The following is a 14,791-nucleotide window of genomic DNA, read 5'->3' on the forward strand; positions in this document are numbered from 1 at the left end:
GAATTTAAATATTAGTTTTTACAGTTATTTCCCTTTTGACAAATCGGTTTGTCCATAATTATTATAGCTCTTATTCCCAACCGGGATTTTGTTCTAACTGTGGATTTAACACCCTTTGATCAGATGGTATAGGCCACAAGTAGTAATCCTCGGGGAATTCGGCAGGTGGTTGACCATAGTAATCAATATAACCTTCACTTGCTCCATCTAAAATAGGTACGGTTTCCACTTCCGACCGCGTAATCCACCTCCCCAGTTTTCGTTTGGTAGCATAATCCATCTTCTTCCATCTTCTCAAATCATCAGGTCTGTATCCCTCTCCCATTAATTCGATAGCTCGTTCTCTTCTTATTTCCCATAAAACAGGATCAATCGCAGGGTCGCGGGTCGGATCATCAGGTATGTTCCCGATGTCCAGGCTGGCTATGTATCCTCTCTCGCGGAGTTTATTAATCGTCTGATCAACAACATCCTGATTAAACTCTCCCAGTTCGAATTTAGCTTCTGCATAATTTACCAGCACCTCCCCCATTCGGAATATGGGAGCATCACTTATATCTGAAAAATCGATATTGTTTAATATCCTATTGTAATTTTTCCAGTAATAATACCCGGTAAAACTGATAATAAAGCCCTGACCTTTCCTGTCATCAAAATAATGAGGCACCTGCCGTAAAACTATTTCATTCCAGTTAACCTGTGGCAGTTGTTTATGTACCGGATCCGAAATCTCATTCATCAGGTCTATATATTCCCTATGAGTGGGATTAGAGGTAAAGGACCATTCGGTACTATTTGTGTTGGGGGTCTCTACTTCATAAGGAGGGGTCACGGTAAAATAAAAACGTCTGTCCCTATTCCTGAACTCCGTATAAGGACTTTTATCCCCCTCGAAAAGGGGGCTCGTCCAACGTGTTTCTCCATCCGTCATAAGGTACATATCGACGGCTTTCCTTGTTAAATCATAGCGTCCGGAACTGTTCCTCGACCTGGCCGTCTGTCCGTGAGTCAGCTGGTTAGCTTCATAAGCCTTGAACAAAATAATGCCTTCAACCCCGGCCAATGATTCACTGTTAAAAACTTCATCGAAACTCGGATGCAGATTTGGAAAAGACGACATGAGTTTCTCCGACGCATCTGCACAGGCTTTTAAATAAACTTCTTCCCCTCCCAGGCTGTGGTACTTTCTCCACGTACCTTCAAAAAGTCCGAAACGGGAGATCAGGGCCCTTACCGCATGAACATTTATCGTATTAGGCCCGTCTCCTTCCGGTTTTATATGCTCTTCAGCCCACCGGAGCTGCTCCAGCATCGATCCGGTAACCTCATCCCTGGGAGTCCGGGGACCGTAAATAATATCATCGTCGCCATCCCCTACTGCATGTTCTATCCACGGAACACTTCCATATTTTTTTACGAGTTCAAAATAATTGTAGCTTCTGAAAAAATAACCGACACTTCTCCAGTGATCGATACTTTCCTGGTCCATCCCCGAATCCTCCAGGTTATCAAGCATGATATTAACACGGCGGATATTGCTGTAGGGGTCATTCCAGTCCGGAGATGAACTCGGAACCGTTATTCGCTGCCAAATCCATTCAGACTCTGAATTTGGAGCGGAATTGAGAAATAAATCTCCGTTGCGTTCCGATATCGGTATGCCCGGCACATACCCGGGGAAAACATCATAGAATCCCCATGCGTAGGTTAAAATATTCTCATAACTGGTAAACGTTGTTTCTTCGGTAAGTTCATCCTTAGGTGATAAATCAAGAAAATCTTTCTGACAGGACATCAAAAGCCCAACAAGCAAAAAGAAGCGACATATATTTTTAAAGTATTTCATGACGATCAAGATCTTTTAATTAAAATGAAATGTTTAGACCAAAACTGATTTTCCTCAGAAAAGGGTAATACCCTCCGGAAGTAATGTTCCCGGCTTCTGCATCCAGACCTTTTGCCAGATCATCAAAGGTGAACAGGTTTTCTCCTGAAAAAAAGATTCTGGCCTTGGTCAGGTTAACAGCTTTTAAAAAACGCTCGGGCAAGGAATACCCCAGGGTTATGTTTTTTACACGGAGATACGCACCATTCAATAAATATTTGGTTTGAAGAAGCCTGCTGATTTCCGTATTGCCCCCTGCTTCCGGATACATTCGGGGATAATAAGCATTTGTATTTTCGGGAGTCCAGTAATCCACCTGGTTTGCAAATATTTCCTGAAATTGACTTCGGTACGGCCAGAACACAGCGGTGTTTATCCACCTGTCCCTTTTCCCCACTCCTTGAAGGAAGAAGGTCAAATCAAAGTTTTTATAGCTTGCACTTCCATTGATCCCGAATTGATACCTCCTGTTTCCCTGATTGCCAATAACTTTTCGGTCTCCCGGATTGTCCAGCGTATTATCGCCGTCCGTAATCATTCCGTCCCCATCCAGGTCTACAAAACGGATATCACCTGGATTTTGCCTGGTCTCATAACCTTCAAAAGCCGGAATACCTTCTTTTAGCACTCCCCCGGTCAGATCTTCATTCAGCGTACCTTCCACGAAATCGTCTACGGTATAAAAACCATCCGTAACATATCCCCATAATTCACCTATTTCCTGTCCTTCGTAATAATCACTTATCAAACCGGCTTTGTTGTTAAATTGAGTGATGAAGGTCCGGTTATCGGAGAGATTAAACCCGAATGAATACACAAAACTTTTTATCTGGTCTTTCCATGAAATTTCCAGATCCCAACCTTTTGTTTCCAGGTCTGCTACATTCTGTAACGGCGCCGAAGCCCCTACAACGGCGGGTAATTCAGCACCCGGAGCCAGCATATCCAATGTCTTTCGTCGAAATATGTCAAAACTTCCGTTAAACCGGTCCCTGAACAATCCTATATCTATCCCGAGGTTCACGGACCGCACGGTTTCCCAGCTAAAATTATTGCTCACCAAAGACGGAGGGTTTAGAGATGTATATCGTATATTAGTATCGGGATCAATCCACTGGGCTTCATAGGGACTCATCCCCGGGATAAAAGGATAATCGCTCCCGGTTACCTGGTTGCCAACTTCTCCCCAGGACCCTCTTAGTTTCAAAAGGGATATGGAATTTTGCAAAGATTCCATAAAATTTTCTTTAGAGATAACCCAGCCTGCAGACACTGAAGGAAAAAACCCAAAACGGTGCCCCGGAGGAAAACGAGAAGACCCGTCGTACCTGGCGTTCATTTCAAGAAGATATTTCTCCCTGTAGTTGTAATTGATTCTTCCAAAATAACCCGACACGGCGTATTCACTGAAATCGTCACTTCCGGATGCCAAACCCGTACTGGTTGAAATGGAAGGAACCTCACCGTTAATTACATCTGCCCTCCTGATATTAAAATATTCATACTTGCTACTCTCCTGGTTTGTACCTGCCAGTATACTGAAATTATGATTACCAAAACTCCTGCTGTAATTTGCATAGAGGTTAACGGCATGATAATTCGTAGTGCTGCTGGATCTTCTGTAAAACGTTTCATCATTAAAAAAATCTATCGCATGCGTATCAGGAGCTATATATGGAGTTCTTAAACCGGTCTCACGGACATTGCCTGTAGATTTGTCAAAAGTATATTCTCCGGTTATTTTCAGGTTATCCAGTGGTTCGTATTCCAGTTTTCCGTATAACCTTATATTGTCTCCGTATTGTTTCACGGGGGGCTCTTGTTCCAGAATGTTGTTCGAAGTACCGTAAGGAAGTTCTTCTCCATCCGGAGTAACCCCGGTACCTGTGGGGTCAAAAGAACTCAGGTTGACAGCCCTGCCTATTATATTCCCGAAATTTCCGGGAGTCCTTCTGTAATCATTTTTATAGAACACATTCACAGTTCCTCTCAGATTATCGGTCAGGTCTGTATTCAGAAAGGTATTCAGGTTTATCTTCCGGTAGCTGTCTTTGTCTGTAATCATAATACCATCTGCATCGTTATATCCCACCGAAACCCGGTATGAAGTACGTTTCGAGCCGCCGCTAAAAGACAAATTGTGCAGGTGCTCAAATCCGTTTTGAAAGAACTTGCCATAGTGATCCTGATCTGCTAAAGGGTAAATGGTACCGTCTATGTCTGCATACCCTTCCGGGTACTGCCCGGGATCTTGCTGGTATGCATTCAGTAACGTAAGCCAGGTAGGTATATCCTGTCCCGTCCAGGCATTTTTATTCCCAAAATCGGCCAAAGCCTGTACATGTTGTAACGGAGAGGCTTTTACCGGGAGATTACTCGCACTGGTAAACGCAAAGTTTGATGAATAATCAAAGCTGATAGGCTGCTCCCGTTTGCCTTGCTTGGTAGTAATCAATATGACACCGAAAGCCGCACGTGCTCCGTAAATAGACGATGCAGCGACGTCCTTCAGCACCGTCACTGTCTCAATATCCCTGGGGTTGATGTCGTTAATGCCCATGGGCACGTTATCGACCAACACCAAAGGCTGCCCGCCATTAATCGACTCATAGCCCCGTATCCTCATGCTGAGCCCCTGAGCCCCCGGCTGGCCGGAATCAGAGGTTACCTGAAGTCCGGGTGCCGCGCCCTGCAGCGCCTCTGCGGCATCGGACAACGGACGGTCGGCAACCTGCTTTTCCATATCCACAACACTAACTGCCCCGGTCAGATTGGCCTTTTTCTGCACCCCGTAACCGACCACCACAACTTCACTAAGCTGGCTTATATCGGGTTCCAATATCACCGTCAGGGCAGTACTACCGGTGATTGTTATTTCTTGGGTAATATAACCGATGTAAGAAAAAACCAGGAGATCCCCGGTAGCTGCTTCTAGTTGAAAATTCCCGTCAAAATCGGTACTGGTTCCCCTATCAGTATCTTTCAGCACTACTGTTACACCGGGCATAGGCACTCCTTCGGCATCCGTTATCGTACCTGAAATGATCCGTTGTTCCTTCATCCCTGTGGTACTTTGGTGCCGGGTTTTGGAAACCGCGATGATCTTGTTAATCTGATGGAAATACAACCGCTTTTTTTGAGATATATCGTCCAGGAGTTGTTTCAGGTTCTGTTCGTTTTTCAGCGGCACATATGTATCGTTACTATTTATTTCGCTTTTGTAATACGTAAACTTGAAAACGGTTTGCCGCTCGATTGCTTTGAATAATTCATTAAATTTGTATTCGGTTTTGTTAAGGGTCACGGAAAAATCCTCCAGGTCCTGGGCTTCGGCTTTGCCGGCAAAGAGGCTTTCAAAACTCAGTAGCACAAAAAAAATGGCCAAGACCCGTGAACACCTGACGGAATGGTTTAAAACTTTTTTTTTCATAATTTTAGATACAAGGTTTGTTCGTGATTTTTAATAAAATGTAATTGGAAATGCATTTTAAAATAGAATGATCCTGATAAGGAAGCGCTGCAACGCTTCCTTTTTTGTTTCCCGGTTACTTTTTCATAAACAGTTTATTTATAGATTAATATTTCATTTTTTGAAATGTTTTTGTATTTCAACCCGCCTCCTATGGTTATGGCAAGTACAATGTTTTTCATACTTTCCCCTTCGAAATCAGCCGTTATTTTTTTCTCCCCGATATCTGTTGTGGCAAAACGGATTTTGACATCAAACCGCGCTTCGACCAAAGCGGCCACTTTCGTTAGCGGAGTTTGTTCAAAATTAAAATCCCCTGTTATCCAGGCCAGTTCTCCTGCCGCATCAAAGGACTGGATTTCAATACGTCGGCTTTTCACATCGTAAACAGCTTTCTGGTCTGGTTTCAAGAGCTGCTTTCCGTCTTTGCTATCTATCCGTACACTTCCTTCCACCAAAGCCACGGTCACCTTGTCGGGTTGGCTCCCTATGTTGAACCTTGTTCCCAACACCCGCGTTTGTATTGCATTGGTCGATACCACAAAAGGTTTTGATGTATCCCTGGCAACGTCAAAAAAAGCTTCCCCCTCAAGCGTAACTTTCCGGACGGATTCATTTTCAAAACCTGAAGGGTATTTCAGAGTACTGCCGCTGTTTAAAATGATCCTTGTACCATCCTCCAGGACAATGGTTTTTATTTGATGTACTTGTGTAACCACCAAGCGGGAAGCTTCGGATTCCTGTTTTATATTGAGATCCTGCAGGGTATATTGCCATAAAAAAGCCAAACCAACCAATAGCAGGAGTACGGCGGCAAGCCTGAAGATCCTTTTTCTGTGGAAAGGTTTAGACCGCCGCCTGTCAATTTTTTGTTTGAATTGGTTTTTTATTAAATCCTTTACGCGCTGCTTGTCCTTTTCCAGCCATTGAAAATCCGCTGATCGTTCGGTTTGAAGGATTTCAAAAAACCTTTCCACCTGTTTCCTTTCAGATGCGGAGGCGGTATCGTTAAGATATTTTTCCAGCAGGTGCTGAAATTGTTTTTCGGTCATTACGTAGTTGTCTTTACTCTTATGTTCAATAAAAGACAGATCACACGTATCCCGTTTTTACTAAAAACAACGGATTTTACCTTTATTTAACCCTCTTAACATTTAGTTAATCAAACACAATCCGATAAAGAGAAAAAGTATTATAACGGCTAAAGAAGACCGAAGTATTCTCAGTGCCTTGGATATTTGTGTTTCCACAGTTCTTTTGGAAATACCGAGTTTAGCGGCTATATCCGAATTAGACAATTCGTATTCCCTGCTTAATATGAATATTTCCCTGCACCTTTCGGGCAATTCTTCCAGAGCGGTTTCAATAGTATTGCGGAGCTGTTGTATTTCAACAACGTCACCGGGAAATTCTGCAATAACATCTTCCAGGGTTTCCAAATGGACATCTTTCAGTTTGGTGTTCTTCAAATACCGGAGTGATTTGTATTTGACCGCATGTCGAAGATATGCGCCAAAGTCCCGGATATTGAGTTCTCTTCTTCGCTCCCAAAGATTTACAAATATTTCCTGTACTACATCTTTGGATAATTCCCGGTCCCTTAGAATATTGTAAGCCACTTTCAGCAAAGGCTCCCAATACATATCATACAATGTATGTAAAGCACTCTCATCCGATTTTTTTATCCGGGCCAAAAGCACGGCTGTCGATGTATTACCTGGCGAAGACACTTCGCAAAATAACTGTAATTTATCTTCTTATAAGTTAAGAGAAAGTAAATTATAAGCTTGATTTTTTTCACCTCCGACCGTTAAATGTAGAGCTCCCCTGACCCCATGCAGTTCGTATGGTATATTTTCTGCACATGTAGCAGGACAAAAAGGGAACAAGTAATTACGCCGGATATTTTTTTCCGGATAAATAGATTATCCCAAATCCGCCTTGGATATGAATTTCTTCTACACTAAATAAACTTTTCCCTTTTAATATCTTCGGCAACGAGTGATAGATCGTTGTTAAATTGATGCCCCCCACTGGTTATTTTGCGGACCGTTGCCTGCGGCAGATTTTGTATATAAAATTCGAGATGGTCCAACGGCACTACTTCGTCATCCTCACATTGGTAGAGGAAAATCGGGATATCCTTTGGTATGCTATCTGCAAACCTCTTGGACAACATCATGCCCTGTTTCCAATCTTCGTCACCACTCCAATACGGTGCGGCGATAAGAAAAAGTCCGTCAATTTTCTTCCGTATCCGGTTTTCCGACAAATATTTCAAAAGCATTGAAGCGCCAAAAGAGTGCCCCACCAAAATGATTTCTTCCTTAATTGAGGAAATCTCTTTCCCGATTTGCTGAAGCCAACCGAAATCCGGAAGAGTATCGTTAAAATGTATTTCAGGATGATGTACCTCATAGGCATCTCCCAATTCTTTTCTAAGCGAATCTGCTAATTTTTTATCAGCTTCATAACCGCCTTCCCCTCCACCGTGTAAGAATAAAACCTGCTTGCCCATCTTGAAATGTGTTTATTTATTAAATATTTAATTCCGGTGAAATTACTTGTTATTTCACAATGCACGCAAACGGCTCAGTACAGCTGTCAGGTGCGGGGTTCAAGTTACTGATTTTCGGTAAGAAGTACCGGCCTTAGCAATCCCGGGTGGATTCGTGAACCTCCCCGGGTTTGTCAAAGGGTAGTCAAATCTACCGTAATTCCGGATACTTTATGAGCACACGTACTTTTCACAACTATTTAAACCCTGGTCTCCTCCCGTTAATATGGAATACGCCTGGGTACCTGATAAAAAATCAGTGAGGATATAGAGATCCTTAAAGCGAAGTCAGGTCTGAATGGAGAACCTAAAAAATCAAAGAAAAAATAACACTTGTTATGAATCTCAATATAATTTACAATCTATTATAAATCAATATTGAAATTATTACTACCCGGTGGCAGTTTACTGCAAACATTGTAATAACCCGTTGTGCATCTGGTCTGAGTTTCATCAATTCAGGTGTTCTTTAAAGTGAAAACAAAAAATATGTCTTGCCTGTAAGAGGTATTGAACACCAAAATTACAATGGCAAAAATGCACAACGGGTTATATAATCTATAGACTATTCTGTTCGATCATGGTAGGGTAATCCGTGTACCCTTTCGGTCCCGGAGTATAAAAAGTTGTTCTATCAGCCTCATTCAACGTAATATGCTGTTCAAAACGTTCCACCAAATCAGGGTTAGCGATGTAAGGCACTCCAAATGAGACCAGATCTGCGATATCATCCTGTAATACCTGTTCTGCTGTTTCCCTCGTGAAGCCTTTATTAATCATCAACAAACCTTTATAAATCGACCTGTAATGTTTAGCAGTATCAATAGCCATTTGAAGAGGATCATCCGATTCGTTTAAAGTAAATCCGGATATATGCAAGTAAGCCAGGTTGTATGTATTTAATCTTGAAGCAACATACTCATGGAGTTTTTCAGTTTCATCATCAATAGTGATTCCAAATGTTCCATTAAGCGTTGGAGAAATCCGCACTCCTACTTTATTTAAATCCAATCCTTCCGAAATGGCATCAATAACGTCAAACAGAAAACGAGCTCGTTTTTCAACTGATCCACCATATTCGTCCATACGATGGTTTGCCCCTTTTGAGAAAAATTGTTGGAACAGGTAACCGTTGGCAGCATGAATTTCTACACCATCAAAACCGGCGGTAATAGCGTTTATTGCTGCTTGTTTAAAATCCAAAATCGTATGTTGAATTTCATGGATAGACATTTCTTTGGGGGTAACCGTATCAACGAAACCATTCTTGGTATATGCCTTGACATACGGGTTGATTGCCGATGGCCCCAAAGGAAGATTCCCGTCCAAAAGGTCAGGATGCGAAATTCTTCCGACATGCCATAATTGTGCAAAGATTTTACCTCCTTTACGATGAACCGCCTCCGTTACCTTTTTCCAACCCGCAATTTGCTTTTCACTATAGATGCCCGGCACATTGATATATCCATTCGCCATGTTACTTATCGGTGTACCTTCTGTAATGATAAGCCCTGCCGATGAACGTTGCGCATAGTATTCTGCCATAAGTTTATTGGCTGCTAAATCTTCGTTATCAGCACGACTTCTTGTCATCGGCGCCATTACGACCCTGTTTTTTACCGAGAATTCTCCAGAGTCCAATTTTGTTAATAATTTCATTGTCTAATTTATTTAACTTTCACAAATGATTACTTTTGCAAAGTTATAGTCAACATTCCGATGTCACAATTACGGCAAAAATTTACCAATAGTGTAAATTTTTGCCCTATTACACAACACTTGAAACTCATGTACGAACACAAAATTGAAAAGCACTACGATTGCGGAATCAAGGTCACTATGGATCTCATAGGAGGCAAGTGGAAACCCTGTATAATCAATAACATAAACAATGGAATAAAGCGTCCCAGTGATTTGCAGCGTGCGCTCCCTTATGCATCCAGACGATCTCTCAACGTGCAATTGAAGGAGCTAATTGAACACGGGATCATCAGGAAGAAGATCTTTCCCGTATTACCTCCAAAGGTAGAATATGAACTCACGGAATTCGGAAGACGGTTATTACCCCTTACCCTACACATGGAGGAATGGGGAAATGAACACAAGGAACATTTTTTGGCCATGACCAGGCGCAAAGATGTTCAGGATTAGAAAGCCTTCAATTCGATGGGTAAATTATCCTGGATAAGAACAATAATCCAACTGCTCATATGATTTCATTACAAATCGATTGAAAGTATATTTTTTAAAACCTCCGATTACTGCTATGGCGCTGTTATACCAGGGCTTCATATAATCCTTTTCCTACAAAAACACCCCCTCTAATTAGCGTATCCAATACTTCCTCCGGCAAGTCACTATAGTCCTCGCCATCAATGAAAAATTTTGAGCTAAACAAAGATTTATGGTTTTGGCGGACTGCCAATGGCATGACCAAAACAGGGCAACAACAGCCGCACTCGGAAAAAAAACAAGACCTTCCCTGGTTACAAAAAAATTATAAAATTGCCTTGACCCCGGTACAAAGCATTAAAAATCCGGACACCTTAAAACAGGCGATTTTCCTAAATATAATTTCTCTCAAAGAAGCCGCCTTCAAAAAGAAAACTGTGAAAAATGTCGAAACCGGCTATTCATAAAACCTTTCCAAATCAGGTAACCTCTGTTTGACTAATTCATTTTCCATAGGTCCAAAACGAAAAACCTCTTTGCCTTTCTTTTTTACCAATACCTGAAATGGTTGATTCAATTTCGCAGTCAAATGATATACTGTCATTAATTCTGCCAAATCCTCGAACCATGAAGCCATGCTATAAAGTGAAACAAAGGGAGTCTCCCGAAGTGCTTTGTAGACTTCCGATGCCTGCGAAACTGGTATTGCCTTACCGCTTCGAAACTGTGTTGTTTCCAGCAATGGATCGATATATTCTTCCGCTGGCCCATTCATCTTTTGCCAAATACCCTGGGTAAAGGGAGTACTCCCGCCCACAGTTTCCTTGTCCCCGGTATGAGGAGTAATTTCCATAACCGCATCCATAACGTGTGTCGCCTCATGGAGTAAAACATAGACAATGGCATCCAACCCGCCAGCGTCAATGCTCACCTGATATTCATTGTCCCCCGACCGGATATAACAAGTGTTCTCTTTCCACGTTGCCCATTCGGAAATGCTTTCGTGAAGAATTTCGGCTCGAAATGTTATATTGAACTTTTTCGTTGCATCTGCAGTTTCAACAGGAGACGTAAGTGCAGTATTGGGCATATTGTCCATAAAACTGATACTGTGAAGATGCGCTTTCAGGAGTTTATAATATGACGGTGGTAAAACAGAAAAGCTCTTTTCTACCTTTTCAATCTCGGAATCTGTCAATACATGGTTTACCGGTTCCATCCCGGCTTCCCTAAATTTTTTGAAAACACTTTCGGGGGCCGGCCGGACCCGCTCAAACGGCCAATCATCATTGAGGCCATCCCCATCCCCCACCTTCTGGGCATGGCCGGGTGGGATAAATAAAAAAATGAAAAATGAAATAAATAGGTAATACCGGGTTATCATTGTTTTTCAATTAATCAGCGAGCATCCACAGTGGCGATTCTTTTGAGATTTTTTTCTGCACCGGACAATTTTCATCGTGTGCGCCTTTCAGAATCCCGATACTCATTAAAAATTCATTTACTATTTCCCCGCCTGTAAAACGGAATGTTTTTTTGAACACCTTTACCCACTCCTCCACTGTTTTCGGGTGGTTGTGTTCCAGCCATTTCTCAAAAGAGCCAAAATCCCTTTGCAATTCAAGAATGGTTTTTGCATTCGCTATCGCTGCGTTGACCTTCAGTTTATTGCGGATAATTCCGGGGTCCGCCAAAAGCCTCTCCCTGTCCCTTTCGGTATAGGCAGCGATTTTTTCAATATTGAAATTGCTATAAGCTTTCCTAAATGAGGCTTCTTTCTTCAAAATCGTTTCCCAACTCAGACCAGCCTGGTTGATTTCCATGAGCAACCTGCCAAATAGTTCATCGTCATCATGGATTGGAAAACCATAATGGTTGTCGTGATAGTTTTTGTGCAATGCCTTTTTCGCTGTTGACGGCATTGACTCAATTGCTGTACAATAAGACATGATCCCTTTTTTTTAATTCATTCAACCGGACTCCAAAACGGATAAGCAAAATACGCATAACATATTTTCCCACACCATTGCATATTTTACAAAACTTTCTCATCTGGTCAACTTCAGTACCTATTGGTACCACTACCTGGTAATTCTAAGTAATTTGATCAATCCGTCTTCGGATTCAAAGTTGTGCTTCAACACAATCGGGCTATCAAACCTGTAATTACTTTAGGTAAATTTATTGCTTCTCTTTTTTTAATGTTTATTTATAATGTATTACTGTCGAGAAATCCCCTCTACACGTATTCCGTTGTAAGCGGTGCCTATTTGTCCGTGCGTTGCAGCTTTCCCGTACGGTTCACTAGGATACCATTTTTTTGCGGACCCCATGCCGGTATCCTGTATCATTGACCAATACGTTTGTTCGGTCCTATCCGGCCTTTTCATCCCTGTGAATATGATATATGCCGGCATGGTCAAATCAATTAAATTGTGGGAATGGTCCCGCCGTCGATAACATATTCCGCACCTGTCAAATAGCCGGCCCTCGGGGAAACCAGGAACCCGACCAGTTCGGCTACCTCCTCCGGTTGCGCAAACCTGCCATAAGGGATACCGCCCAGTGCATCCAATACGCTCTGGGTAGCTGCCTCAATAGAAACATTAGAACTTTCTGAGATGCGTTGCATCATCTGCTTTGCAGCATCCGTCATTATTCCTCCGGGGGAAACAGTCAATACACGCACCCCTTTTGGCGAAACTTCCTTCGATAACCCTTTACTGTAATTAATCAATCCGGCCTTGGCTGTGGCATAAGGAAGGGTTGAATCGTAAAGGGGTAATTTACCCTGAATAGATGCTATATGAATAATTACACCGCTTTTGTTCTTGAGCATTTGAGGTAAAAATGCCTTATCTAACCGTACCGGGGCCAGTAAATTGATCTGGATTGTTTTTTCCCAATCTTCATTGGTCAGGGCTGCAAATCCTCCTCCAGGAGTTTCTGAACCGCCAAGATTGTTTACGAGGATGTCAAGTTTACCGAATTTTTCAAACACTTCGGAAGCCACCGTATCGGCTCCTTCCGTTTTACTGAGATCTGCAGATATGAAGAATAGATCTTCGTCCGGTGACTCCGGTGTATTTCTAGCCGTAATAATGACCTGCGCGCCTGCATTTTTTAAACGCTCGGCAATAGCCTTTCCGGCGCCTTTTGTTCCCCCGGTTACCAGTGCAATCTTGCCTGATAGTTCCATCTGATTTCCGCTTTGATGTTCCATATGTAATTTCTTTTGTACAAATTTCCGGAGTATGATACTTTCTCACAAGTACGGAATTACGATTCATATAGGGATAAATTATTCCACTATTGCACAATTGGTATCATAGGTTTATTTTTGAACTATGTACGAAAGAAAGATATTACCCAACTTAAACTGTGGGCTTGACCTGATCGGTGAAGTCCTTTACGGAAAATGGAAGATGCGTTTGCTTTGGTTCATCGACCAGGGCCATAAAAGACCAAGTGAACTGCAGCGCAAAATACCGGATGCTTCACGCAGAGTCTTAAATATTCAGTTAAAAGAGCTGGAGGAACATGAGCTGATAACCAGGAAGGTTTATCCCGTGGTCCCGCCGAAGGTGGAATACAGCCTTACGGCATTTGGGAAGAGCCTGATTCCTGTAATCGGTTCCATAGGGCAATGGGGAGATGACAACGCAGAGCGATTACGGGAGGTGATCATCAAACGATTGCCCCACGTCGACATCCCGGATGAAATCTGAAATCGAAATGGGGAAAAGAGGTGCTGTACACGTTTAAGTACCTACCCCTTGGTTTTCGTACTGTGTAACACCATCCCCAAAATTATCAGCACCATTCCAACCATTGCATAGCCATCGGGTATCGGAGCGTTCAGGATCAACATTTCCCCCAACAGGGCAAACAATACCTCTGTGGATTGTGTGGCCTCGACCATGGCCAATGATCTCTCGTCATGGCAAACCTTATCGGTTGCCCGAAAGAACAGTGCAGTAGCCACGACTCCCGAAGATAATGCCACAATAAAGGTCTGGGCGTATTGATTGCTCCCGGGTAATGTATGTTCTACAAACAGGTCGTATCCGGACAACAGGAGCCAAAAAGGTAAACTCCCAAGGAGCATGCCGAGGATCCTTTGATATACATCCAGTCTGCCACCGGTAAGCTGCATCATTTTACGATTGCCCAAAGGATATGCACATGCTGCCACCAGCACCGGTAATATTCCCAATACAAAATGACGGACAGTAAGGCCCCCACCCCCGCTAACCTGCATGACCGAGATCCCAACCAGGATGATGCCCGAAAAAAACAGGGATGGCCACAGGCCACTTCGCTTGCTTTTGTCTTGTTTATTGATCAACGGTGCCAATAGAATTCCGGCAACAATGGTAAACTGCCAGGTGCTTGCCACCAGCCAGGAAGGACTGTAGGCAGCCGCAAAAGTAAGGGGGGCATAGAAAATGCCAAAACCAACAGAGCTCCAGAGTATCCATTGCAGTGTATTTTTTTTCATTTCCCTCCACAATACCCTGAAGTTCCTTCTGGAAAGAACGATCAGAAAGAAGAAAGGCAGCATCCAGAAGAATCTCAAGGATGCACTCCATACCCAACTGCCGCCTCCCAACGACATCAAACGGTTCACCATAAAGGTGATCGCAAAAAACAGCGAGGCCAGAAGCCCCAGTAAAAGGGCCTTATACGAATTACCCATACAATTTAA

General features: G+C 42.8%; 13 protein-coding genes. 3 read left to right on the forward strand and 10 right to left on the reverse strand.

Annotated features, from left to right (window positions below; genetic code table 11):
• Positions 1-70: 70 nt before the first annotated feature.
• The 6 genes from ACVBDY_RS21235 to ACVBDY_RS21260 form a co-directional block, all read right to left on the reverse strand.
• Entirely contained in the window at positions 71-1,846 is a 1,776-nt protein-coding gene (locus tag ACVBDY_RS21235) for a RagB/SusD family nutrient uptake outer membrane protein (RefSeq protein ID WP_447177481.1), read from the reverse strand.
• A gap of 19 nt (positions 1,847-1,865) precedes the next feature.
• Positions 1,866-5,315 carry a SusC/RagA family TonB-linked outer membrane protein gene (locus ACVBDY_RS21240; RefSeq protein WP_447177482.1) on the reverse strand — a complete coding sequence of 1,150 codons (3,450 nt, stop codon included), beginning with the start codon at positions 5,313-5,315 and terminating at the stop codon, positions 1,866-1,868.
• Between the two features lie 134 nt (positions 5,316-5,449).
• Complete coding sequence (locus ACVBDY_RS21245) at positions 5,450-6,406, reverse strand: FecR family protein (RefSeq protein ID WP_447177483.1); 957 nt, start codon at positions 6,404-6,406, stop codon at positions 5,450-5,452.
• 102 nt (positions 6,407-6,508) lie between these two features.
• A complete protein-coding gene (locus ACVBDY_RS21250) occupies positions 6,509-7,084 on the reverse strand; it encodes an RNA polymerase sigma-70 factor (protein WP_447177484.1) in 576 nt (191 codons plus the stop codon).
• Between the two features lie 233 nt (positions 7,085-7,317).
• Entirely contained in the window at positions 7,318-7,872 is a 555-nt protein-coding gene (locus ACVBDY_RS21255; RefSeq protein WP_447177485.1) for an alpha/beta fold hydrolase, read from the reverse strand.
• Positions 7,873-8,469: 597 nt separating this feature from the next.
• Entirely contained in the window at positions 8,470-9,570 is a 1,101-nt protein-coding gene (locus tag ACVBDY_RS21260) for an alkene reductase (protein ID WP_447177486.1), read from the reverse strand.
• A gap of 129 nt (positions 9,571-9,699) precedes the next feature.
• On the opposite strand from ACVBDY_RS21260, the gene ACVBDY_RS21265 reads away from it, so the two are divergent.
• On the forward strand, positions 9,700-10,062 hold the full coding sequence (locus ACVBDY_RS21265; RefSeq protein WP_447177487.1) for a winged helix-turn-helix transcriptional regulator: 363 nt from the start codon (positions 9,700-9,702) through the stop codon (positions 10,060-10,062).
• A 224-nt stretch (positions 10,063-10,286) separates the two neighbouring features.
• The gene (locus ACVBDY_RS21270) at positions 10,287-10,550 is read left to right on the forward strand and encodes a hypothetical protein (RefSeq protein ID WP_447177488.1); all 264 of its coding nucleotides are present in this window, start codon (positions 10,287-10,289) and stop codon (positions 10,548-10,550) included.
• Here the strand turns inward: ACVBDY_RS21270 and ACVBDY_RS21275 are convergent.
• From ACVBDY_RS21275 to ACVBDY_RS21285, 3 genes are all read right to left on the reverse strand, one after another.
• Positions 10,541-11,302, reverse strand: a complete 762-nt coding sequence (locus ACVBDY_RS21275) for a hypothetical protein (RefSeq protein WP_447177489.1) — start codon at positions 11,300-11,302, stop codon at positions 10,541-10,543. The two genes, ACVBDY_RS21270 and ACVBDY_RS21275, sit on opposite strands and share 10 nt — an antisense overlap.
• 175 nt (positions 11,303-11,477) lie before the next feature.
• A complete protein-coding gene (locus ACVBDY_RS21280; protein WP_447177490.1) occupies positions 11,478-12,032 on the reverse strand; it encodes a DNA-3-methyladenine glycosylase I in 555 nt (184 codons plus the stop codon).
• 479 nt (positions 12,033-12,511) lie between these two features.
• Positions 12,512-13,282: an SDR family oxidoreductase gene (locus ACVBDY_RS21285; RefSeq protein ID WP_447177491.1), complete on the reverse strand. Its 771-nt coding sequence runs from the start codon at positions 13,280-13,282 to the stop codon at positions 12,512-12,514.
• A gap of 148 nt (positions 13,283-13,430) precedes the next feature.
• Between ACVBDY_RS21285 and ACVBDY_RS21290 the strand changes: the two genes are divergently transcribed.
• Positions 13,431-13,811 carry a winged helix-turn-helix transcriptional regulator gene (locus ACVBDY_RS21290; RefSeq protein ID WP_447177492.1) on the forward strand — a complete coding sequence of 127 codons (381 nt, stop codon included), beginning with the start codon at positions 13,431-13,433 and terminating at the stop codon, positions 13,809-13,811.
• 41 nt (positions 13,812-13,852) lie between these two features.
• Here the strand turns inward: ACVBDY_RS21290 and ACVBDY_RS21295 are convergent, their stop codons facing one another.
• Entirely contained in the window at positions 13,853-14,782 is a 930-nt protein-coding gene (locus tag ACVBDY_RS21295) for a DMT family transporter (RefSeq protein ID WP_447177493.1), read from the reverse strand.
• Between the last annotated feature and the right edge of the window lie 9 nt (positions 14,783-14,791).

The organism is Sinomicrobium halophytocola (genome assembly GCF_052983395.1).

Excerpts from the sequence above, each read along its gene's own strand:
- ACVBDY_RS21280 (WP_447177490.1), bottom strand. The coding sequence starts at position 12,032 with ATGTCTTATTGTACAGCAATTGAGTCAATGCCGTCAACAGCGAAAAAG.
- ACVBDY_RS21255 (WP_447177485.1), bottom strand. The coding sequence starts at position 7,872 with ATGGGCAAGCAGGTTTTATTCTTACACGGTGGAGGGGAAGGCGGTTAT.
- ACVBDY_RS21235 (WP_447177481.1), bottom strand. The coding sequence starts at position 1,846 with ATGAAATACTTTAAAAATATATGTCGCTTCTTTTTGCTTGTTGGGCTT.
- ACVBDY_RS21265 (WP_447177487.1), top strand. The coding sequence starts at position 9,700 with ATGTACGAACACAAAATTGAAAAGCACTACGATTGCGGAATCAAGGTC.
- ACVBDY_RS21245 (WP_447177483.1), bottom strand. The coding sequence starts at position 6,406 with ATGACCGAAAAACAATTTCAGCACCTGCTGGAAAAATATCTTAACGAT.
- ACVBDY_RS21260 (WP_447177486.1), bottom strand. The coding sequence starts at position 9,570 with ATGAAATTATTAACAAAATTGGACTCTGGAGAATTCTCGGTAAAAAAC.
- ACVBDY_RS21240 (WP_447177482.1), bottom strand. The coding sequence starts at position 5,315 with ATGAAAAAAAAAGTTTTAAACCATTCCGTCAGGTGTTCACGGGTCTTG.
- ACVBDY_RS21295 (WP_447177493.1), bottom strand. The coding sequence starts at position 14,782 with ATGGGTAATTCGTATAAGGCCCTTTTACTGGGGCTTCTGGCCTCGCTG.
- ACVBDY_RS21285 (WP_447177491.1), bottom strand. The coding sequence starts at position 13,282 with ATGGAACTATCAGGCAAGATTGCACTGGTAACCGGGGGAACAAAAGGC.
- ACVBDY_RS21270 (WP_447177488.1), top strand. The coding sequence starts at position 10,287 with ATGAAAAATTTTGAGCTAAACAAAGATTTATGGTTTTGGCGGACTGCC.
- ACVBDY_RS21275 (WP_447177489.1), bottom strand. The coding sequence starts at position 11,302 with ATGGAACCGGTAAACCATGTATTGACAGATTCCGAGATTGAAAAGGTA.
- ACVBDY_RS21290 (WP_447177492.1), top strand. The coding sequence starts at position 13,431 with ATGTACGAAAGAAAGATATTACCCAACTTAAACTGTGGGCTTGACCTG.